We start from the raw sequence: 21,240 nt of genomic DNA, 5'->3' as shown, positions 1-21,240 counted from the left end.
TCCATGAAGATCCTCGTCATCGGCGGCGGCATCACCGGCCTCGCCGCCGCGCACCGGCTCCGCCAGAACCTGGGCGAAGACGCCGACATCACCGTCGCCGAGCACTCCAACCGGCTCGGCGGGCGGCTGGCCACCGGCTCCTTCGCCGGATACCGCGTCGAGGCCGGCGCGGAGAGCCTCCTCGCCACGCGCGACGAGGCCGTCGGACTCGCCCGCGACGTCGGGCTCGGCGACCAGATCGTCCACCCGGCGTCCGTGCCCGCCGGACTCGTCTTCGACGGGCAGATGCACGACCTCCCGGCCGGGACGTTCATGGGCATCCCCGCCGACCCGGCCGACGTCGCCGGGTTGGTCGAGACGACCGAGCCGCCCGTCCTGGACCGGCCCGTGCTCGGCCCTGACGAGGACGTCTCCGTCGGCGAGCTCGTCCGCGCCCACTACGGCGACGACCTCCTCGAAAAACTCGTCACGCCCCTGCTCGGCGGCGTCTACGCGGGCGACCCCGACCGGCTCTCGGCCGAGGCGACCATGCCCGCCCTCGTCGAGGCCCTGCGCCGGAACAACAGCGTCCCCGACGCCATCGCCGAGGTAAAGGCGAAGCGCTCCTCCGGCAAGCCGGTCAAACCCTTCGCCTCCATCGCGACGGGACTGTCCACGCTCGTGACCGCGACCGCCGCCGCCGGACGGGCCAACATCCGCCTGGGGCTCACCGTCCGCGAGATCCACCAGACCCCCTACGGCTGGGAGGTCCTCGCCGGGCCGCTGACCGACCCCGTCCGCTACCAGGCCGACGCCGTCGTCCTCGCCACGCCCGCCGAGATCACCGCGCGTCTCCTCCGGGAGGTCGCGCCGTCCTCGGCCGCCGCGCTGGGAACCCTCGGGTACGCCTCGATCGCCCTGGCCACCTTCGCGTTCGACGACCTCGACCTGCCCGACCGCTCCGGGTTCCTGGTGGCCGGACCCGGGATGGTCAAGGCCTCCACGTTCATGACGCGCAAGTGGCCGCACATCCGGTCGCGCCGCCCCATCGTCCGCGTCAGCCTCGGCCGGGCCGGAATGCAGGCCGAGTTGGCGCAGGCCGCCGACGAGGAGCTGGTCCAGACCGCGCTCGCCGGACTGGCCGAGCACCTCGGGCAGACGGTGCCCGAGCCGGTCGAGGTCCGCCTGGACCGCCACTCCGAGGCGCTTCCGCAGTACGCTCCGGGGCACGTCCAGCGCGTGGCCCGCCTGCGCGAGGAGTTGCGCGAGCGCCAGGGCATCGCCGTGGCCGGGGCGTCGGTCGACGGCATCGGCATCGCCGCGTGCATCGCCTCGGGCCGGGACGCCGCCGACGAGATCAGCAGTTTCTTCTCCAACACCCACGCCGAAGGGGAGCAGTCATGACCGAGACCCAGTCCAACAATCCGAAGGCCCAGCGCATCAAGGAGCTGAACGACAGCATCCGCTACACGCTGTGGTCGGTGTTCAAGTTCAGCGAGGCCGCTCCGGCCATCCGCAACGACATGGCCGCCGACACGCGCGAGTTCTTCGAGAAGCACTGTGCCGACCAGGGGGTGACCGTCCGCGGCACCTACGACCTGTCGGGCCTGCGCGCCGACGCCGACATCATGGTCTGGTGGCACGCGGACAACCCCGACGACCTCCAGAAGGCCTACTCGGAGCTGCGCCGCACCGCGTTCGGCCGCCACCTGGAGCCGGTCTGGTCGAACATGGCCCTGCACCGCCCGGCCGAGTTCAACCGCAGCCACATCCCTGCCTTCCTGGCCGACGAGGAGCCGCGCGAGTACGTGTGCGTCTACCCGTTCGTCCGCTCCTACGACTGGTACCTGCTGCCGGACGAGGAGCGCCGCGGCATGCTGCGCGAGCACGGCGAGATGGCCCGCGACTACCCGGACGTGCGCGCCAACACCGTGGCGAGCTTCGGCCTGGGCGACTACGAGTGGCTGCTGGCCTTCGAGGCCTCGCAGCTGCACCGGATCGTCGACCTCATGCGCGAGCTGCGCGCCTCCCGTGCCCGCCTGCACGTGCGCGAAGAGGTGCCGTTCTTCACCGGCCGCCGGCGCGACATCGGCGACATCATCGCCGACATGCCGTGACCTGGACCGGTGCCGCGATCCTCGCGGTGGCGCTCGGGGCCGCCTACTTCCTTCTGGCGCGGCGGCTGCTGACCGTCACGGTCGACGGGGAGAGCATGGTCCCGGCGCTGCCGCCGCGGATGGACGCCCTGGTGCGCAAGGCTCACAAGGCCAAGACCGGCGACATCGTCGTCGTGGCGGCCCCCGATCCGCTCACCGGGTGGCTCGACCCTTCCGGTCCGGCCAAGCTCACGAAAGCGAACAAGGGGCTCGGCCACTGGTGGGTCAAGCGCGTCGCGGCCGTCGGCGGGGAGCGGATCCCCGACTCGGAGGAGACCGTCCCCGAGGGCCACTACTACCTGCTGAGCGACAATCCGGCCGGCGAGGACTCGCGCCGGCACGGCACGGTGCCGGCCTCGCAGCTGCTGGGCGTGGTGATGCACCACTGGCCCCTGGACGAGGAGTCCTGAAGCGCCGTCGGCTCCCGCCCGCGGTGCCGGGCGGAGCGTTTTCGGGGCAGGGTAAAGGCGCGAACGGAATCCGTTCGCGCCCGGTGGTGTTCGTTCGACGGTAAGGCCGTCACGCCGTGTTCTCGGGCCATCCTCCATACGGAACCGTGATGAGCTCCATATAGTGCCCCGACGGGTCGAGGAAGTAGAAGCCCCGCCCGCCGTCGTTGGTGTTGTAGTCGTTCTTCACCTGCTGTTGGGGATCGGCCCAGTAGTCCTGGCCCCGTTCCCTGATCTTCCCCAGCGCGCGGTCGAAGACCTCGTCCGAGACGAGGAACGCGTAGTGCTGCGGTTGGATCTCCTCCACATGGGGAGGGACGTTGGCGAAATCGAGGGCGACGCCGTGCTCCAGCGCCACGGGGATGAACGGCCCCCACTCCTTGCCCACCTCGAGCCCGAGAAGCTCGGCGAAGTACTCGGCGGACACGCGGTTGTCCTCGCATCCGACGATCGTGTGGTTGAACTGTACGGTCAAGTACATATCTCCTTTTATCTGCGCGGAACCACCCCGCCGCGTGGACGCGGCGGCGCTGAACCGCGGTACAGATTCTAGACGAGACGGACCGTCTCAGTCAATGTTTTTTCACTGATTTCCGCCCCGGAAACCCTCGAATATCCGTTCGAAGTCCTCGTGTCCGAAGCCGGCGTCGATCTGCTCGCGGAGGAGGTCCTGCACCATTTGGACCGCGCGCGGGCTCACCCCCTGGTCGTCGGCCGCCCGCACCATCTTGCCCAGGTCGCTGAACTCGAGGCTCTGCCCGCCGTGCTCATAGGAGCCGCTGTCGATCACCTGCGCCTGCACCGGAAGGAACTCGGTCATGGAACGGAGGAACGGCTGCGCTATCGCGGCGAAGTCCACCGCCTTGACGCCCTCGGATCCGACCATGGCCGCACCCTGGAAGAAACCCGCGTACATGACGTACATGCCCGCCAGGATCGCCAGGTCCCACAGCGAGGCCAGGCCCGCGTCCGAACCGAAGTACCGCGACTCGCCCCACAGGTCCAGCAGGTCCCGCTCCTCCTCGAACACGGCCTCCTCGCCGCTGTAGAGGATCTGCGAACCCTCCCGGCCGATCATCCCCGGCGTGGCCATGATCCCGCCGTCCAGGTAGCGGACGCCGTTCTCCGCGGCCCACCGGCCGATCTTCCGCGACTCCTCGGGATTGGTAGTCGTCAGGTTCACCAGAACCCTGCCCCGCAGCAGGTCGGCGTGCCCGAACAGCTGCTCCTCCACCGAGGCCAGGTCGAAGAGGCAGGCGACCACGACGGGGGAGGACCGCAGCGCGTCTTCCAGCGACTCCGCCGCCACGGCGCCCCGCTCTTCCAGCTCCGCGGACTTCCCCGGCGTGCGGTTCCAGACCGTCACGCCCCTTCCTTCGGCCAGGGCGGCGCCGGCGAGTGCCCGTCCCATGTTCCCGAGTCCGAGGAACGCATACTGCTTAGCACCGGTGGTATTCATGGTCATCTCTCCTTCTCTCGTGATGACACCAGTATTGAGCTGGCCCTCGGCCGGCACAAGTACGCACTTTCCCGTACGCCACGAACCTCCGGGTAGGTGTCCAGGACCCCCGCCCCGCGCTCCGCAGCGGCCATGGCCGGAATCACCTTCCCCTTCCGGGCCACCGGAATCCCCCTCCAGAGGGAGGGAAAAGCCCCCGCGCACCGCGATCCTGAGGACATGACCACCGAACAGACCGCACCCGAACGGCGCCCGACCCTCGTCCGCAAGGCCGCGGGCTACTTCGCCGCCGCGACCCTGTCGCTCTACCTGGCCCTCAAGATCTATTGGGTCGTCGCAGGCCTCCTCGGCTCCGGCATCCCCGGCGCCACCACCGCCGCCGACTGGATCCTCCTCAACGCCGTCACCGTCGGCATGGCCGCACTCGGCGTGGGAATCGCCCTCGCCCTCGCCCAAGACTGGGGCCGACGACTCCCAGGCTGGGCCGTCGTATTCGTCTCCTGGACCGCCGCCGGATTCCTCGTCTCGATCCTCCCCGCCCATGCCGTCCGCGCCCTCCTGCCCGACAAGGGCGACCCCGGCGACATCGTCGCCGCCATCCCGGAGTGGGAAATGGTCCTCGTCGCCATCGCCTTCATCGGTATGGGCATCGGAATCGCCATAGCCGGACCCCTCTACCTCCGCGAACGCTGGCCGCACGCCTTCACCGGACGCGTCCGCGACCACGGGCCGCTCCGCACGCCCGCCGCCGCCGGCATCCCGCTCGCCCTGGCGACCGCGGCCACCGTCCTCTACTGGACCCTGGGCGGCGGCCTATGGCGCGACGACCTCTACAACGGCGCCGACCCCGGCACCGCCACCCTCTTCGCCACCGAAGCCGCCTGGGCCGTCACCGCCGCCGTCTGCGCGCTCATCCTATTGCGCGGGCGCGCCCGAACCCCCGTATGGCTCCCCATGGCACTCCTGTGGATCGGCTCGGGAAGCCTCTTCACCTGGAACTCCTGGCGCCTCTTCATAGGAACGGCCTTCGCGCCCGACTCGGACGGCCTCTCACGGCACCTGCCGGCGATCCTGGCCGAAACATGCGGCGCGGTCGCCGGAGCCCTCCTCTTCGCGACGGCGCTCGCCGTCCACCGTGCGCGGTCGCGCCTACTCTGACCTCACTCAACGTCAGGCGAGGGGCTCTCGCCCCGGCACCAGTCCCTTGCCTCCGCCGACGCCATCAGATACACCATCACCGACGAGGTCAGGGCGCCCGCCATGAACAAGGCGTCCCCCGTCTGGCCGTACTTTCCGAGCGACACGAACAATCCCGCGACGCTCAAGACCAGCACCGTCAACCGGGCCCAGTTCGCGGCCCGCCAGACGCACCAGGCGAGCACCGCGCTCGCCACCGCCCCGAAGGCCGCGGCGACCACGGCCACCGTTCCCGCCGGGCGCAGCTCCACCGTGCCCGACGCCGCCGCGGCGAACAGGATGATCCCGCCCAGCACGGTCAGGGCGGCCTGGGCCCAGAGGACTCCGGCTCCCACCGCCACCTTCGCGGGCCTCCCGCCCTCTCGCGCGTCTCGTCCGTCCATCTCACTCCAGGGCCGTTCTAACAGTCTTCATCCAATGTATAGAGCACGTGCCGACGATCGGCCACACCCCCAGCGCACGGCCTTGCGACCCGTTTCGCCAGGCTGGCCCGCAAGCGCCTGCCCAGACGCGAGCTGTCCTAACATGTAACCACTTTTGTCCCAACATATGGAATATGGGAGAATCGATGAATGGCAGAGCTACGTTCACGAACTTCCACACACGGCCGCAACATGGCCGGCGCACGCGCCCTCTGGCGCGCCACCGGCATGGGGGACGACGACTTCGGCAAGCCCATCGTCGCCATCGCCAACTCCTACACCCAGTTCGTACCCGGCCACGTCCACCTCAAAGACCTCGGCGACCTTGTAGCTCAGTCCATTCGCGAGGCCGGCGGGGTTCCCCGCGAGTTCCACACCATCGCCGTCGACGACGGCATCGCCATGGGACACCAGGGCATGCTCTACTCACTGCCCTCCCGCGAGATCATCGCCGACTCCGTCGAGTACATGGCCAACGCCCACTGCGCCGACGCCCTCGTCTGCATCTCCAACTGCGACAAGATCACGCCCGGCATGTTCATGGCCGCCCTGCGCCTCAACATCCCCGTCGTCTTCGTCTCCGGAGGCCCCATGGAAGCGGGCAAGACCGTCGACGAGAACGGCGTCGTCACCCGCAAACTCGACCTCATCGACCCCATGATCGCCGCCGCCGACGACTCGGTCTCCGACGCCGAACTCTCCGCCATGGAACAGTCCGCCTGCCCCACCTGCGGATCCTGCTCCGGCATGTTCACCGCCAACTCGATGAACTGCCTCACCGAGGCCATCGGCCTCTCCCTGCCCGGCAACGGATCCACCCTGGCGACCCACGCCGCCCGCCGCGACCTCTTCCTGGACGCCGGACGCACCGTCATGGACCTCTGCCGCCGCTACTACGGCCACGACGACGAGACCGCCCTGCCCCGCACCATCGCCTCCCGCGAGGCCTTCGAGAACGCCATGGCCCTCGACGTCGCCATGGGCGGGTCCACCAACACGATCCTGCACCTCCTGGCCGGCGCTCGCGAGGCGGAGCTGGACTTCAACGTCGCCGACATCGACGCGATCAGCCGCAGGGTGCCCTGCCTCGCCAAGGTCGCGCCGAACTCGCCCAAGTACCACATGGAGGACGTTCACCGCGCCGGCGGCATCCCCGCGATCCTCGGCGAACTCGACCGGGCCGGGCTGCTGCACCGGGAGGTGCACTCCGTCCACTCGCCGAGCCTCGACGAATGGCTGTCCAAGTGGGACATCCGCTCCGAATCGCCCGGCGAAGAGGCGACAGAGCTCTTCCACGCTGCCCCGGGCGGAGTCCGGACCACGCAGGCCTTCTCCACCGAGAACCGGTGGAAGACCCTGGACACCGACGCCGCAGACGGCTGCATCCGTTCGGCCGAGAACGCCTACACCGTCGACGGGGGCCTGGCGGTCCTCTTCGGCAACCTCGCCGAAGACGGCTGCGTGGTCAAGACCGCGGGCGTCCCCGACGGCAGCCTGACCTTCACCGGCAAGGCGATCGTCTTCGAGTCCCAAGATCAGGCGGTCGACGGGATCCTCCGCAAGAAGGTGGAAGAGGGCCACGTCGTCGTCATCCGCTACGAGGGCCCCAAAGGGGGACCGGGCATGCAGGAGATGCTGTACCCGACCTCCTTCCTCAAGGGCAGGGGACTCGGCCGCGCCTGCGCGCTGATCACCGACGGGCGCTTCTCCGGAGGAACTTCGGGCCTGTCCATCGGGCACGTGAGCCCCGAGGCCGCCGGCGGCGGAACCATCGCGCTGGTCGAGGACGGCGACACCATCGAGATCGACATCCCCTCGCGGCGTATCGACCTGAAAGTGGAGCCGAGCGTGCTCGAGGAACGTCGCGTGGCCCAGGAGAAGCGGGACCAGCCCTACACTCCGGTCGACCGCGACCGCGTCGTGAGCACGGCGCTCAAGGCCTACGCGTCCATGGCTCAGCCGGCCTCCGACGGAGCCATCCGCAAGGTCGACTAACGAGCCTCACTGGAGACGACACGGCAGCGCGGGTTCCCGACCGGTCTACCGGTGGGGACCCGCGCTCGCCGTATCTCCGCCATTTCCACCGCGCCATCCGGTGAGGTAAGCCCTGCTCTCATGGACCGGCACGGTGCCATTCGGCCACGCTTCAGCGGCGCCCGAGCGTCGGTGGGCCTTTCCGGAAGTAGCTGTCCGCACTCTTATGCGGCCGGCTTCATTGACCTGCCGAACCCGTCAGGCCCGGTCGTCCCCGATCCTCCACCACTCCGAGGCCATTCGCTCTGCCCCGCGTGCTTCCCGATGAGCGCCTTCACCGCAATAGCCCGGACAAGATCGAGGTCAAGGCCTCGGTGCGGCGTTCCTCCGGAGTCCGGTCCGATGCGGCGAGGTCCTCCAACAGGTCCGTGACGCGCGGCTTGTCTCCGGTCGCAGCGACATGGCTCAGATAGGCGACGGCCCGTGCGGGGCTGTCGGAGGCGGCGCGCTCGTTGAGGGCGAAAGTGGCCACGACCGCGTTGAGCAGCGCGTAGATCTGCAGCTTCGCCGCCCCGTCGCCCGGGTGGTCGGAAAGGACGTCGAGGACGTGGTCGAGGACTCCGACGGCGTTGGGGCCCAGAACGGGACGGATCAAGACGAGCTCGGGCAGCCACGGGTGCCGGGTCATGGCCGCGTAGAGCTGTTCGGCGACCGCGACGAGATCTCCGGTCCGATCCCCGGTGGGCGGTTCCAGCCGCAGCTCCCCTGCGGTCGCGTCGACCATCAGGTCCAACAAGTCGTCGCGGCCGGCCACGTAGCGGTACAGGGAGGCCGCACCCGTTCCCAGCTCGAGTGCGACATTCCGCATGGACACGGATTCCAGTCCGCCCCGGTCGGCGACGGTCACCGCCGCGGCGGTTATCTCGGCACGGCTGCGCACGGCCGGGCGTCCGGTGGCGGCTCGCTCAGGTCGCAGCCAGATCGGTTGGGAGTCGTCCGTCATCTCTTCCTCTCACTTGTTTGCGAACACTGTACTTGAACGCTAGACTTCGAGAACAATGTTCGCGAACTCTGAGGAGGAATCATGGGGCCACCCCCAAGCGGATACGTGCGGAACGGTGACGTCCGCATCGCCTATGAAGACCTCGGCGGTGCCGGCGGAGAGCCATTGCTCCTGGTCATGGGATCAGCCGTGACCAGGTTCTGGTGGCCGCCGGGTCTGGTCGAGACGCTCATCGACCGCGGATTCCACGTCGTCTCCTACGACAACCGCGATTCCGGTCAGTCGACGCACTTCCCCGTCGCCAAAGCGCGTCCCGTGACGGCGCTGTTCCGGCGCGAAGTCCCCGCCTATACCGGAGAGGATGTGGCCGACGACGCCGTGGCCGTCATGGACGCGGTGGGCTGGGATTCGGCCCACCTCTTCGGCCACTCCAATGGAGGATTGAACGCACAGCGCATCGCCTTGCGCCATCCCGGCCGGGTCCGGAGCCTCGCCGTCTCGGCCGCCGTCTCCAGCGACGCGGGGCGCCTGCAGCTGCTGCGACACATACGGTTTGGTTTCGTCGCGAAGATGGCGCGCCTGAAGTTCCCCGAGACCCGTGAAGGCGACATCGCCATGTCGTTGGAGGTCTCGCGGGCCCTGGCCTCGCCCGGTTATCCGTTCGATGAGGCAGAGGCCTTGTCCCGCATCGAAAAGGACGATGTCTGCTCCGTCCGGGACCCGAACTCCATGGGTCGGCAGCTCGGGGCCCACTGGAGCGGCGGCAGCCTCTCCGCGCTGAAGGTTCCCACCGTGGTCTTGCACGGAGACGCCGACCAACTGCTTCGACTGTCAGCGGCCCGTGAACTTTCCAGGGTCATTGCCGGAGCCAGGCTGGTCGTCGTCCCGGGTGTCGGGCATGATCTCCCCAGGGGCGTATGGCCGCTGTACGCGGACGAGATTCGTGCCGTCGCCGATGCCGCACGCCAACGTCCGGAGTCGAGATAGGTCCTCCCGCGCCGACGGTAAAGAAGCGGGCTGGAACCCGAGGCGACAATTGACGGGTTCCAATCGGCGGGGAGCAGTGTCCGGTGGCCACGGCCAGAATTGCGGCGGACCGGTCGGAGCGAGTGGCGGCCGACCACGCCTCGCCATGGGCCAACGGTCGTCGTTCGGGATCGGTAGCGACAGGCAACTTGAAGGAGAGGCGTACCGCGGCCGGCGGGTAATGGCGGCGATACCGAAGGGCGACGGGCGCCTTGCCCGTGCGGTCTCATTGCGAAACCGAAATCTTGGCCGATCGTGGGAAGGCAGGGCGCCTCTCAATCGGGCCGTTCCGCAATTACTCTAGTTTCCGCAGGTAAAATGGCGTGTCCCCGAACACGCACCCCCCTTGCAAAGCCCCGTCCTCCATGCCGTAGATTATTTCTTGTCGCCGGGACAACCGGACAGACGGACAGGAAAACGACGAACCGGGTTCGGGGAGTGGTTGTCGGTCTGGAGGGTTGGTGGCGATCTTCGGCTTTGCTAGTCGTCGGGGTCACAGGGGGTCGTTATTGACTCTGGTTGTGGTTCTGGTAGATTAGTGGGGTTGCTCCGATCGGGGAAAGTCAAGCGAAGCTTACTGGATCTGGTTGTGGCGTGTTGTTTGAGAACTGAACAGGGTGTTTGGATGGTCAGCGTGCGGGCCATTGGATTTGCTGGGGGCTTTCGGGTTTCTGGTGGGTTCATGGTTTGTATTTGACTGTTGATTTCTTTATTTACAAGAATCGGTCAGGTATCGCTTCGACACACTGGTTATTTTGCGTTGCTTTGCGATTGCGAATTTATTAGTTTTTTGTTGGAGAGTTTGATCCTGGCTCAGGACGAACGCTGGCGGCGTGCTTCACACATGCAAGTCGAACGGAAAGGCCCCTTCGGGGGTACTCGAGTGGCGAACGGGTGAGTAACACGTGAGTAACCTGCCCTAGGCTCTGGGATAACCATTGGAAACGGTGGCTAATACCGGATATGACATCGGATCGCATGGTCTGGTGTGGAAAGTTTTTTCGGCCTGGGAGGGGCTTGCGGCCTATCAGTTTGTTGGTGGGGTAGTGGCCTACCAAGACGGCGACGGGTAGCCGGCCTGAGAGGGCGGCCGGTCACATTGGGACTGAGATACGGCCCAGACTCCTACGGGAGGCAGCAGTGGGGAATATTGCACAATGGGCGGAAGCCTGATGCAGCGACGCCGCGTGGAGGATGACGGTTTTCGGATTGTAAACTCCTTTTATTCATGACGAAGGCATGGTTTTTGCTGTGTTGACGGTAGTGTTTGAATAAGCGCCGGCTAACTACGTGCCAGCAGCCGCGGTAAGACGTAGGGCGCGAGCGTTGTCCGGATTTATTGGGCGTAAAGGGCTCGTAGGCGGCTTGTCGCGTCTGCCGTGAAAGGCCTCGGCTTAACTGGGGTTTTGCGGTGGATACGGGCAGGCTTGAGGCAAGTAGGGGAGATTGGAATTCTACGTGTAGCGGTGGAATGCGCAGATATGTGGAGGAACACCGGTGGCGAAGGCGGATCTCTGGGCTTGTACTGACGCTGAGGAGCGAAAGCATGGGGAGCGAACAGGATTAGATACCCTGGTAGTCCATGCTGTAAACGGTGGGCGCTAGGTGTGGGGTGGTTTTTCTGCTCTGTGCCGTAGCTAACGCATTAAGCGCCCCGCCTGGGGAGTACGGTCGCAAGGCTAAAACTCAAAGGAATTGACGGGGGCCCGCACAAGCGGCGGAGCATGCGGATTAATTCGATGCAACGCGAAGAACCTTACCTGGGTTTGACATCACCCGGACGCTGCTAGAGATAGTGGTTTCTTCGGACTGGGTGACAGGTGGTGCATGGCTGTCGTCAGCTCGTGTCGTGAGATGTTGGGTTAAGTCCCGCAACGAGCGCAACCCTTATCCTGTATTGCCAGCACGTAATGGTGGGGACTTGCGGGAGACTGCCGGTGTTAAACCGGAGGAGGGTGGGGATGAGGTCAAGTCATCATGCCCCTTATGTCCAGGGCTTCACGCATGCTACATTGGCCGGTACAGCGGGCAGCGATACCGTGAGGTGGAGCGAATCTCTGTAAAGCCGGTCTTGGTTCGGATTCGAGTCTGCAACTCGACTCGATGAAGGTGGAGTCGCTAGTAATCGCAGATCAGCAACGCTGCGGTGAATGCGTTCCCGGGCCTTGTACACACCGCCCGTCACGTCATGAAAGTTGGCAACACCCGAAGCCTGCGGCCTAACCCTTTTTGGGGAGGAGCGGTCGAAGGTGGGGCTGGCGATTAGGACGAAGTCGTAACAAGGTAGCCGTACCGGAAGGTGCGGCTGGATCACCTCCTTTCTAAGGAGTCTATGGAGGCTACGGTGAAGTTTTAGTAACTGTTGGTTTCCGACCATCCCGATCGTTGAAGAGGTGACATTCGGTTGTCTCTGTGAGTGTTCGGGGTGTGTAAGACTGAATGTTTTTTTGGTGTGTCAGAGCAAGACGTACGTTGATTATCCTTCAGCACCAGTGAGAGAGTACTTTGTGTTTTCTTCTGGTGCTGGCACCCTGTTTAGGTTCTGAGGCAATACGTCTCGGAGCCTGGTCTGTTTCTGAAGCCGCGTGTGTGGTGGAGGGTTCGGGCTGGTGTGTTGTTTGAGATTTGTATAGTGTGCGTGAGTGTCTTTATGTTTTCTATCTGATTGACACCTGTGTGTGTTGGTTAAGTTAATGAGGGCGCATGGTGGATGCCTTGGTGCCAAATGACCGATGAAGGACGTGTGAGGCTGCGATATTCCTGGGGGAGTTGTCAACAGGGCGTTGATCCCAGGGTTTCCGAATGGGGTAACCTAGCCGGCTTGGTGGTCGGTTGCTCTCGCTTGAATGTATAGGGCGAGTAGTGGTGTGGTGGGGAAGTGAAACATCTTAGTACCTGCTGTGGAGAAAACAATAGTGATTCCGTGAGTAGTGGCGAGCGAAAGCGGAGGAGGCTAAACCGTGTTCGTGTCAAGGCGGCAGCTGTTGCGGATGCGGGGTTGTGAGGTTGGATCGTTGTTTCCTGCCGGGAACAGGTTCTCTGTGGATGTTTTAGTCGAATGGTGTGGGAAAGCCGACCGTAGTGGGTGATAGTCCCGTAGGCGAAGGAATGTTCATGGGTTCGGGTCTGATGCTCGAGTAGTGCGGGGTTCGTGGAGCCTTGTGTGAATCTGCCAGGACCGTCTGGTAAGCCTAAAGAGGTTTGGTGACCGATAGTGGATGAGTACCGTGAGGGAATGGTGAAAAGTACCCCGGGAGGGGAGTGAAATAGTGCTTGAAACCGTGTGCCTGTAATCCGTCAGAGCCTGGCGATGAGTTTTTGCTTGTCGGGTGGGTGATGGCGTGCCTTTTGAAGAATGAGCCTGCGAGTTAGGGTATGCAGCGAAGTTAACCTGTTGTGGGGTAGCTGGAGCGAAAGCGAGTCTGAATAGGGCGTTGAGTTGTGTGTTCTAGACCCGAAGCGGGGTGATCTACCCATGTCCAGGGTGAAGCGCGTGTAAGAGCGTGTGGAGGCCCGAACCCACCTAAGTTGCAAATTGGGGGGATGAGGTGTGGGTAGGGGTGAAAGGCCAATCAAACTCCGTGATAGCTGGTTCTCCCCGAAATGTATTTAGGTACAGCGTCAATGTTTATGTGTAGTGGTGGTAGGGCTCTGATTCGGGAATGGGCCGTGTTGGTTACTGACTCGAGTTAAACTTCGAATGCCATTATTCATGGTTGGCAGTGAGACTGTCGGTGAGAAGATCGATTGTCGAGAGGGAAACAGCCCTGATTACCGGCTAAGGCCCCTAAGGGTGTGCTGAGTGGAAAAGGATGTTTGATCGCGTTGACAGCCAGGAGGTTGGCTTAGAAGCAGCCATCCTTGAAAGAGTGCGTAATAGCTCACTGGTCGAGTGGTTGAGCGCCGATAATGTAGCGGGGCTGAAGTGCACCGCCGAAGCCGTAGCAAAGTCTGATTCACTTGTGAGTCGGGCGTTGGGTAGGGGAGCGTCGTACATGCGGGGAAGCGGAAGCGTGAGCTAGCCCGTTAGGGTGTGTCCGTGGAGTGTGTGCGAGTGAGAATGCAGGCATGAGTAGCGTGAGGCCAGTGAGAATCTGGTCCGCCGATTGACTAAGGGTTCCAGAGGACGGTTGTTCCGCTCTGGGTTAGTCTGGGCCTAAGGCGAGGCCGAGAGGCGTAGTTGATGGATAACCGGTTGATATTCCGGTACCCGAATCATACGTGTTGTGCGAAGGCAGTTATGCTAACTGGCTGGTGACTGGTGGTTGAGGGCTTCGGTTCTTTTCTATCGTGATCTGGTTGGGGTCCTTTCTGTTGTTAGTGTAGTGATGGGGTGACGCATGGGGATAGCGGTACCGTCTGGTGGTTTAGGCGGGGTAAGGTGGTAGCCCGTGTTCTAGGTAAATCCGGAGCACATTGAGGGTGAGCGCTGATGCATAGTTCTTTTGAGTGAATTCCGTGATTCCGTGGTGTCGAGAAAAGCCTCTAGCGAGTGTGGTTCGGCCAGTACCCTAAACCGACACTGGTGGTCAGGTAGAGTATACTGAGGCGTTCGAGTTATGTATGGTTAAGGAATTCGGCAAATTGCCTCCGTAACTTCGGGAGAAGGAGGGCCCTTGCTGGTGTAGTCAAGCGACTGTGAGCTGGTGGGGGTTGCAGAGGCCAGGGGGGAACGACTGTTTACTAAAAACATAGGTCCATGCTAAGCCGTGAGGTGATGTATATGGACTGACGCCTGCCCGGTGCTGGAACGTTAAGAGGATCCATTAAGAAGTAATTCTGTCGTGGTGAATTGAAGCGCCAGTAAACGGCGGTGGTAACTATAACCATCCTAAGGTAGCGAAATTCCTTGTCGGGTAAGTTCCGACCTGCACGAATGGCGTAACGATTCCCCTGCTGTCTCAACCATATGCTCGGCGAAATTGCAGTACGAGTAAAGATGCTCGTTTCGCGCGGCAGGACGGAAAGACCCCGGGACCTTTACTATAGCTTGGTATTGGCATGTTGTTTGGTTTGTGTAGGATAGGCAGGAGACTGGGAAGCTGGCACGCTAGTGTTGGTGGAGTCGTTGGTGAAATACTGCTCTGGCTAAATGGTGTGTCTAACCTTCGGCCCTGATCGGGTTGGGGGACAGTGCCTGGTGGGTAGTTTAACTGGGGCGGTTGCCTCCTAAATGGTAACGGAGGCGTTCAATGGTGCCCTCGGGCTGGTTGGAAACCAGTTGGTGAGTGTAAGCGTATAAGGGTGCTTGACTGTGAGACTGACGGGTCGAGCAGGAACGAAAGTTGGGGCTAGTGATCCGGCATCAACGTACGGGTGTGGTGTCGCTCAACGGATAAAAGGTACCCCGGGGATAACAGGCTGATCTTCCCCAAGAGTCCATATCGACGGGATGGTTTGGCACCTCGATGTCGGCTCGTCGCATCCTGGGGCTGGAGTTGGTCCCAAGGGTTGGGCTGTTCGCCCATTAAAGCGGCACGCGAGCTGGGTTTAGAACGTCGTGAGACAGTTCGGTCCCTATCCGCCGCGCGCGTTGGAGATTTGATGGAGGGCTGTCCCTAGTACGAGAGGACCGGGATGGACGAACCGCTGGTGTGCCAGTTGTCCCGCCAGGGGCATGGCTGGTTGGCTACGTTCGGGAGCGATAACCGCTGAAAGCATCTAAGTGGGAAGCGTGCTTCGAGATGAGGTCTCCGTCAGTATTATTGCTGGTGAGGTTCCCTAGAGATGATGGGGTTGATAGGCTGGGCATGGAAGCGCCGTGAGGTGTGGAGTGGACTGGTACTAATTACCGAGGGCTTAACCAATATTCAACCCGTGGGGTTGCATGTGGGTGTTGAGATGATAGATGGCTAAACGGGATATTCACGCACGCTATATGATTCTGAGGCAGCACACCTCGGATCCCGAGGATATGTTTGTGTCTCGTGGGTTTGTTTGGTGGTGTTAGCGGGAGGGGTACACTCAGTTCCATTCCGAACCTGGTTGTTAAGGCTCCCTGCGCCGATGGTACTGCACTCGAGAGGGTGTGGGAGATTAGGTCGCCGCCAAACATTAAACATTGATTGAGGGTTGTTTCTTTCCTTGGTAGAGGGGGAGGAGCAACCCTCTTTTTCGTGTGTCCGGACTTGGGTGAGGGTGGTGGGTGTCCCCCCTTTGTTTTTCTGGGTGTGTCGGGCGAGGGGCGACGGGTCTCGGACGCTCGGGAGTGTCCCATTCGCGGTGTCTTGGCGTGTTTGCGGGTCAGGGTGTTGTCGGGTGTATCGAGCCGGGTGCGGTGCGGTGCGGTGCGGTGCGGTGCGGTGCGGTGCGGTGCGGTGCGGTGCGGTGCGGTGCGGTGTGGTGTGGTTTCGCGGTTCGGGGTTGGTGGTCGTGCCGGCGCGTGTTGCAGGGTTTTGGGGTTGGTTCCTTCTGGGGGCCGGCCCCTTTTTTGCGTCCAGGGCGTGTTGGAAAAGCCAGAACCGTGGGTGAGCAACGCGGAGACAGGCTTCTTTCGGCATCGGTGTTCGGTGGAAGTTGCGTTGTAGACGAGTCGATGGCTCCTTATAATCTGCCTGTGGCTCTGTGGCTCTGTGGCTCTGTGGCTCTGTGGCTCTGTGGCTCTGTGGCTCTGTGGCTCTGTGGCTCTGTGGCTCTGTGGCTCTGTGGCTCTGTGGCTCTGTGGCTCTGTGGCTCTGTGGCTCTGTGGCTCTGTGGCTCTGTGGCTCTGTGGCTCTGTGGCTCTGTGGCTCTGTGGCTCTGTGGCTCTGTGGCTCTGTGGCTCTGTGGCTCTGTGGCTCTGTGGCTCTGTGGCTCTGTGGCTCTGTGGCTCTGTGGCTCTGTGGCTCTGTGGCTCTGTGGCTCTGTGGCTCTGTGGCTCTGTGGCTCTGTGGCTCTGTGGCTCTGTGGCTCTGTGGCTCTGTGGCTCTGTGGCTCTGTGGCTCTGTGGCTCTGTGGCTCTGTGGCTCTGTGGCTCTGTGGCTCTGTGGCTCTGTGGCTCTGTGGCTCTGTGGCTCTGTGGCTCTGTGGCTCTGTGGCTCTGTGGCTCTGTGGCTCTGTGGCTCTGTGGCTCTGTGGCTCTGTGGCTCTGTGGCTCTGTGGCCCAGAACAAAATTGCGATCCTGAGATGCGTTGACCTGAGCATCGATCGTGAAGTTGGCTGCATCCGTTTACTAGTGATCTGGGCCGTCAAGAAACGTGTGTACTAGACGAAATGAGCTTTGCGGCCAAATTGTCACTCTATGAGAGGTAAACGGGCATTGATCAATGCCAAGCTGACCGGTAAAGTGTGACGGGCGTCGAAGTCGTTCCGCCTCGTCGGGTGGGACGGCCTCTCGCCCAACGTAAACTGTCACAACCGTCCATAGGACTCGAGCGTGTACCTCCACCCGCGCAGCTCTTTCGCACCCCCGGCTACTACCTGCATGGGCATCTGGTTCCTTGCCGGCGTGGCGGTTCTGCGCGTGGCATGGCCGGTCTTCACTGGGGCGATGAGCCCGGATATGTTCACACGCTCAGCGATCGGTGGAAGTGGCATGGCGATTCCTCTGGCCGTATTCGTCGATCTCATGTCGACCTTTCTCGCGATCTTCACCGCGTTCTCCCTCCACGCCGGCCGTCGCCGTGGCCTGCCGCTGTCGGTGGTCACCGGAATGACGGTCGGAGGGGGTCTCGTAGTGACGGCGATTCAAGGACAAGCCGAGGCCTGGTTCATCTTTCCGGCAGCATTGATCATTACGGCAATGGCGGTTTGCCCGTATACGCGCTCCTGGTGCATTGCGGAAGGACACTGACGAACGTCATGCCCTAGGAAAATAGGTCAAGGCTCCGAGACGACGTCTAGCGGGCCTTGAACGGTGCGGGACTTCGAAGGTTTGGGACATTAGGATCGGCGGGAAACCTTGGCGCGCCTCTGAGGGTGAACCTTGAAGTTCATGGGGTAGGACGATGTGCCAGCATGGCGTTGTCGTGGAATGGGCCCATGGGTGATGGCCGCATTAGCTACTACACGCCCAGATAAGTTGGGCACGTGGGAGTGTACGCCGTCTGTCCGGTGCGGACGAAATCGGGCGTGATAAGCGCTGGCGGATTGGCCGAAGTGGAACCAGCCAGTGGACCGCCATAATTCAGCTTCATCGTCGTTGGACGAGGCTGATGTGGACGGAGATCCGTACGGCGGGCGATGGGTGGATCTGTTAGTCCGTTGCACCGGGATCGCGGTTCCGCCAGCTCGGTGCACGGAAGTATGAGCACTGTGGATACAGGTGTTGTCGGTCGTGTGGGGCTTGGACTGTGTGGCTTCGTTTCGCCGCTCCTGCTGGCGTTGGCGGATGCGTCGGCGCGCCACCGAAAGCTCACGGTCTATGCGCCTGCTCTCTGTGGCGTTGACCGCCGCATTGATCATCGGCCGGTACATCGGTGCGCGTTCTTGCGGGAGGAGGTCGATGGGAAGGGCGTCATACTTTTCGAAGGTTTCATCGGCCGTGACGGAATTGTCGAACGCTCGACGGTTGCCCCTGCGGCGAATTGGCTCTACCAACGTGTCGGCGCGGAGCACTCTGCCCGACACGTGGGTGATCGTGAAACGTCCCGGCCCGTGCTTGGCGATAGACCATTCGCCGGTGTGGAACCGACCGTGATGGTGCCTGCAGGCCAGAACGAGGTTCTCAGGACTGGTCGGGCCACCGTCGACCCAGTGCTCGATGTGGTGGTGTTCGAGCCAGTGAACCGGCCGAGAACACTGCGGCCAGACGCATCCGTCGGGCTGCTCGGCCTCCAGCTTGCGCCGCAGGGCGAGGTTCGCCAACCGCTTCTTGGTGCCCAGGTCGACCAGTTCGCCTTTGCCGTAGTCGAAAACCCCGGGAATCACGTCGGCGTCGCAAGCGAGCGCCCGTGCTTGAGCAATGGAAATCGGAGACCCTTCGAGACGGACAATCCGCCCGGTGGGTGCACCGCGAAGTGTGTCCAGATCAGCGGTGAGGGACAGAGTGGCAGTGTGCCCGTGGCGAACGGGGACGTCACCATGCGCGGCATAAGAAGCGATGGCCTGGTGGAGTGCCTCAGCTCGAGCATTCGCCATGGAAGGAAGAACTCGGTCCTCGTCTCGGGCGGCGTCCGCAGCACGCGGGGGTTCGATGGCAGAAGTGAAGAACTTCTGTAGCAGTGAACCGGTCTTCTGGGAGAGGAGGCCGTCGAGCGAGTACATGTTCGTCGGTGTTCTGGTGAGGTTCACGTACTGGAGTGCCTGTTCGGAGTGTTCTTCCTGAGTGGAGAGCTCTTCGGTGAGGGTGACTTTGAGGTGGTCGAGGTGCTCGCGGAGATGGCGATCGGGGGCATGGATGCAGTGCTGCAGCACGGTATCGGCAGGGGAGAGACACTGGACCGAATTGTCATAGGGCGACACCTGGGGACCGGCCTTGTAGGGGGAGTGGACCGCGTGGCGAAGGGCCGCGCCGCCGGACTCGAGCGCGGTCATGGCGCGAGCGACGGGGTGTATGCCGGCGGTGCCGTCTAGCGCCGCGTTCTTGAGGGAGGGGTACTTCTTGCCTTTGACGGCGATGGTGGATACGTTTCGGGCGACATCCGGGTGGAGGCCGTAGGTGCTCAGCCAGTCGCGGATACAGCTCATGCCATCAGAACTGGTGGGAATGTCGTGGTCGACGGCTGTGATGACGTTTCGCAGGATTTGGCGCTCTATGTTGCGGTGGGAGTGGGCGGACGAGGTGAGCGCGGCAGAGACCTTGCGGGCGAGGGTGTCGACGGGCGCCGCTCTGTGAGGGTCTGTGATGGGGTTCGGACGGCCTTCAGCGGCGTTCATATCCATTTTCGAGGCCTGAACGGTGGGGGTCTGCGCCGCATGCGTATTGCGGCGGATGTGGGTGCTGTCAGAGGACTCGTCAGTGGTGTACTGATCGCTGCTGTCAAAGTGCTTCATGATATTCACCTCCTTTCATCTCTTGTGGAGAATCCCTTTAGTCCTCATATTCTATAACGAACGACTGACATAATGGAAGGGCAAATATCTTCGTTATTAGAGAATTTGTGCGCATTTTTAGTCGGGTATGCGACAGGGCGGATCCGATTTGTCTCTATGGAGAAAATCCACTGGTGAGGTCGGTCAAGTGGTCGTATGCGAGTGGCCGGTTTGATGGATGCGAAGGGCGTGAATAGTTGTTAAGGCATGCGGTCGCATGGGGATACGATGATTCTATTGGCAGTGTTTGAAGGCCGACTAAATGTACGTAGGGTAGAAATATACTAAACGTAAGGTCAGCTGGAAGTCGGAGTCAGAATTGCTCGATTCGCTGACTGAGAACTGTAATCCGGAAACACTTGTGGGGCAACTGAAAGCCTTGGACCTTGCAAGTCGCCAGGAGGGGACCGATACTTTCGCTGGGTGCTGGGTGCTGGGTGCTGGGTGCTGGGTGCTGGGTGCTGGGTGCTGGGTGCTGGGTGCTGGGTGCTGGGTGCTGGGTGCTGGGTGCTGGGTGCTGGGTGCTGGGTGCTGGGTGCTGGGTGCTGGGTGCTGGGTGCTGGGTGCTGGGTGCTGGGTGCTGGGTGCTGGGTGCTGGGTGCTGGGTGCTGGGTGCTGGGTGCTGGGTGAACTTTTCCTCGGTTCGGCGATGAGTGTCCGCCTTTTGCTTCGTCTATACGAGTAGATGCAGCATCAGACTTGAACGACCAGGAACCACGACGCACTCGCACCCCGAATCGGGCACAGCTCCCGACGGCCGAGATCGGGTTCCGCTACCGCAAAGGCCAACAGCATGTCCACGACTGCCTCTGTCTCCCCGAACGACACCGCTTCGATGACCGACGAGACTTCTTCCTCCATCCCCTCTTCCTCTCCTACGGTGTCTTCCTCAGGTTCTTCCACCACTCCGTCCGCCACCTCGTCCGCCACTCGGTCCACTAGGCCCGGCCGGCCGGTAAGGCCGGGGCGTGCCAAGTCCATTGTGCTCTGGATTTTCCAGGTGCTCATGTCCGGCCTCTTCGCCTTCGGCGGCATCCTCAAGGTGACAGATGACCCCGCCTCCGCGGAGGGATTCCGCGCACTGGGCCTGTCGGACGAGATTCGATACTTCGTAGGGCTCGCCGAGATCGCCGGCGCGATCGGTCTCCTGATCCCGATCCTGTCCGGGCTCACGGCCCTGTGCCTGACCGCCTTGATGACGGGAGCCACGACGATCACCGCGTTCAGCGATCCCGCTCTGATCGCCTTCCCCGCGGTCACTCTCGTCATCGTGGCCCTCATCGCCATGGGACGCCGGTATCAGGTCGGACGTCTGGCGGCCTTTGTCCGGGGCGTCAAGTCCTGAGGCGGCTCAACCTGAAATGAACGATCACCCATAGAAGTGCGGGCGCCTGCCGAGGGCGCCCGCACTTCCGTCATGGGTTCGGAGGTGAGAACGTTCCTATCGCAGGCACTGGAACTTCATCCGGTCAGAGCGTCTCCATGCACTTCGCCGGTCGGTCACGGTCCGGACATCCATTCGTCGGCCTCTCGCAGTACGCTTCCGACGGAAACGCCCGCATGCCACTGGCCGCACGTCAACAGACCCCACTTCCGTCTGAGGGGAGTTGGCTCGAACCTCGT

General features: G+C 62.9%; 14 protein-coding genes and 3 rRNA genes. 11 read left to right on the top strand and 6 right to left on the bottom strand.

Annotated features, from left to right (window positions below; all coding sequences use genetic code 11):
* Positions 1-3 precede the first annotated feature (3 nt).
* From hemG to ACFTE1_RS13700, 3 genes are read left to right on the top strand one after another with little or no spacing between them, the layout of a single operon-like run.
* Complete coding sequence (hemG, locus tag ACFTE1_RS13710; protein ID WP_380622259.1) at positions 4-1,383, top strand: protoporphyrinogen oxidase; 1,380 nt, start codon at positions 4-6, stop codon at positions 1,381-1,383.
* A complete protein-coding gene (gene hemQ, locus ACFTE1_RS13705) occupies positions 1,380-2,096 on the top strand; it encodes a hydrogen peroxide-dependent heme synthase (protein WP_380622257.1) in 717 nt (238 codons plus the stop codon). The genes hemG and hemQ overlap by 4 nt, the downstream gene beginning before the upstream one ends.
* Complete coding sequence (locus ACFTE1_RS13700; RefSeq protein ID WP_380622255.1) at positions 2,093-2,545, top strand: S26 family signal peptidase; 453 nt, start codon at positions 2,093-2,095, stop codon at positions 2,543-2,545. The genes hemQ and ACFTE1_RS13700 overlap by 4 nt, the downstream gene beginning before the upstream one ends.
* Positions 2,546-2,654: 109 nt before the next feature.
* Here the strand turns inward: ACFTE1_RS13700 and ACFTE1_RS13695 are convergent, their stop codons facing one another.
* Positions 2,655-3,059, bottom strand: a complete 405-nt coding sequence (locus tag ACFTE1_RS13695; RefSeq protein WP_380622354.1) for a VOC family protein — start codon at positions 3,057-3,059, stop codon at positions 2,655-2,657.
* A gap of 108 nt (positions 3,060-3,167) precedes the next feature.
* A complete protein-coding gene (locus ACFTE1_RS13690; protein ID WP_380622253.1) occupies positions 3,168-4,100 on the bottom strand; it encodes an NAD(P)-dependent oxidoreductase in 933 nt (310 codons plus the stop codon).
* 162 nt (positions 4,101-4,262) lie between these two features.
* On the opposite strand from ACFTE1_RS13690, the gene ACFTE1_RS13685 reads away from it, so the two are divergent.
* Positions 4,263-5,201, top strand: coding sequence for a hypothetical protein (locus ACFTE1_RS13685; RefSeq protein WP_380622251.1), 939 nt, complete (start codon positions 4,263-4,265; stop codon positions 5,199-5,201).
* 2 nt (positions 5,202-5,203) lie between these two features.
* Here ACFTE1_RS13685 and ACFTE1_RS13680 read toward each other — a convergent pair whose 3' ends face one another.
* Positions 5,204-5,623: a hypothetical protein gene (locus ACFTE1_RS13680; RefSeq protein ID WP_380622249.1), complete on the bottom strand. Its 420-nt coding sequence runs from the start codon at positions 5,621-5,623 to the stop codon at positions 5,204-5,206.
* A gap of 189 nt (positions 5,624-5,812) precedes the next feature.
* On the opposite strand from ACFTE1_RS13680, the gene ilvD reads away from it, so the two are divergent.
* Positions 5,813-7,657, top strand: coding sequence for a dihydroxy-acid dehydratase (gene ilvD, locus ACFTE1_RS13675; RefSeq protein WP_380622247.1), 1,845 nt, complete (start codon positions 5,813-5,815; stop codon positions 7,655-7,657).
* 313 nt (positions 7,658-7,970) lie between these two features.
* Here the strand turns inward: ilvD and ACFTE1_RS13670 are convergent, their stop codons facing one another.
* A complete protein-coding gene (locus ACFTE1_RS13670; protein ID WP_380622245.1) occupies positions 7,971-8,639 on the bottom strand; it encodes a TetR/AcrR family transcriptional regulator in 669 nt (222 codons plus the stop codon).
* Between the two features lie 81 nt (positions 8,640-8,720).
* Between ACFTE1_RS13670 and ACFTE1_RS13665 the strand changes: the two genes are divergently transcribed.
* The 5 genes from ACFTE1_RS13665 to ACFTE1_RS13645 all read left to right on the top strand — a co-directional run bounded on the left by ACFTE1_RS13665 (position 8,721) and on the right by ACFTE1_RS13645 (position 17,437).
* Entirely contained in the window at positions 8,721-9,626 is a 906-nt protein-coding gene (locus ACFTE1_RS13665) for an alpha/beta fold hydrolase (protein ID WP_380622242.1), read from the top strand.
* Positions 9,627-10,455: 829 nt separating this feature from the next.
* Positions 10,456-11,986, top strand: a 16S ribosomal RNA gene (locus ACFTE1_RS13660).
* 362 nt (positions 11,987-12,348) lie between these two features.
* A 23S ribosomal RNA gene (locus tag ACFTE1_RS13655) occupies positions 12,349-15,472 on the top strand.
* Between the two features lie 129 nt (positions 15,473-15,601).
* Positions 15,602-15,718 (top strand): 5S ribosomal RNA (gene rrf / locus ACFTE1_RS13650).
* The 16S, 23S and 5S rRNA genes sit together here, the layout of an rRNA operon.
* A gap of 1,350 nt (positions 15,719-17,068) precedes the next feature.
* The gene (locus tag ACFTE1_RS13645) at positions 17,069-17,437 is read left to right on the top strand and encodes a hypothetical protein (RefSeq protein ID WP_380624834.1); all 369 of its coding nucleotides are present in this window, start codon (positions 17,069-17,071) and stop codon (positions 17,435-17,437) included.
* 89 nt (positions 17,438-17,526) lie between these two features.
* Here the strand turns inward: ACFTE1_RS13645 and ACFTE1_RS13640 are convergent, their stop codons facing one another.
* Positions 17,527-19,578 carry an HNH endonuclease signature motif containing protein gene (locus ACFTE1_RS13640; RefSeq protein WP_380624832.1) on the bottom strand — a complete coding sequence of 684 codons (2,052 nt, stop codon included), beginning with the start codon at positions 19,576-19,578 and terminating at the stop codon, positions 17,527-17,529.
* Positions 19,579-20,310: 732 nt separating this feature from the next.
* A complete protein-coding gene (locus tag ACFTE1_RS13635; RefSeq protein ID WP_380622372.1) occupies positions 20,311-20,625 on the bottom strand; it encodes a hypothetical protein in 315 nt (104 codons plus the stop codon).
* On the opposite strand from ACFTE1_RS13635, the gene ACFTE1_RS13630 reads away from it, so the two are divergent.
* A complete protein-coding gene (locus tag ACFTE1_RS13630; protein ID WP_380622373.1) occupies positions 20,624-20,962 on the top strand; it encodes a DoxX family protein in 339 nt (112 codons plus the stop codon). The genes ACFTE1_RS13635 and ACFTE1_RS13630 overlap by 2 nt on opposite strands.
* The last annotated feature ends 278 nt before the right edge of the window (positions 20,963-21,240 follow it).

The sequence above is a fragment of the Salininema proteolyticum genome, assembly GCF_042685645.1.
In the GTDB taxonomy this organism is placed as follows: Bacteria; Actinomycetota; Actinomycetes; order Mycobacteriales; family Micromonosporaceae; genus Salininema; species Salininema proteolyticum.
This window is presented reverse-complemented; position numbering and strand designations above follow the sequence as displayed.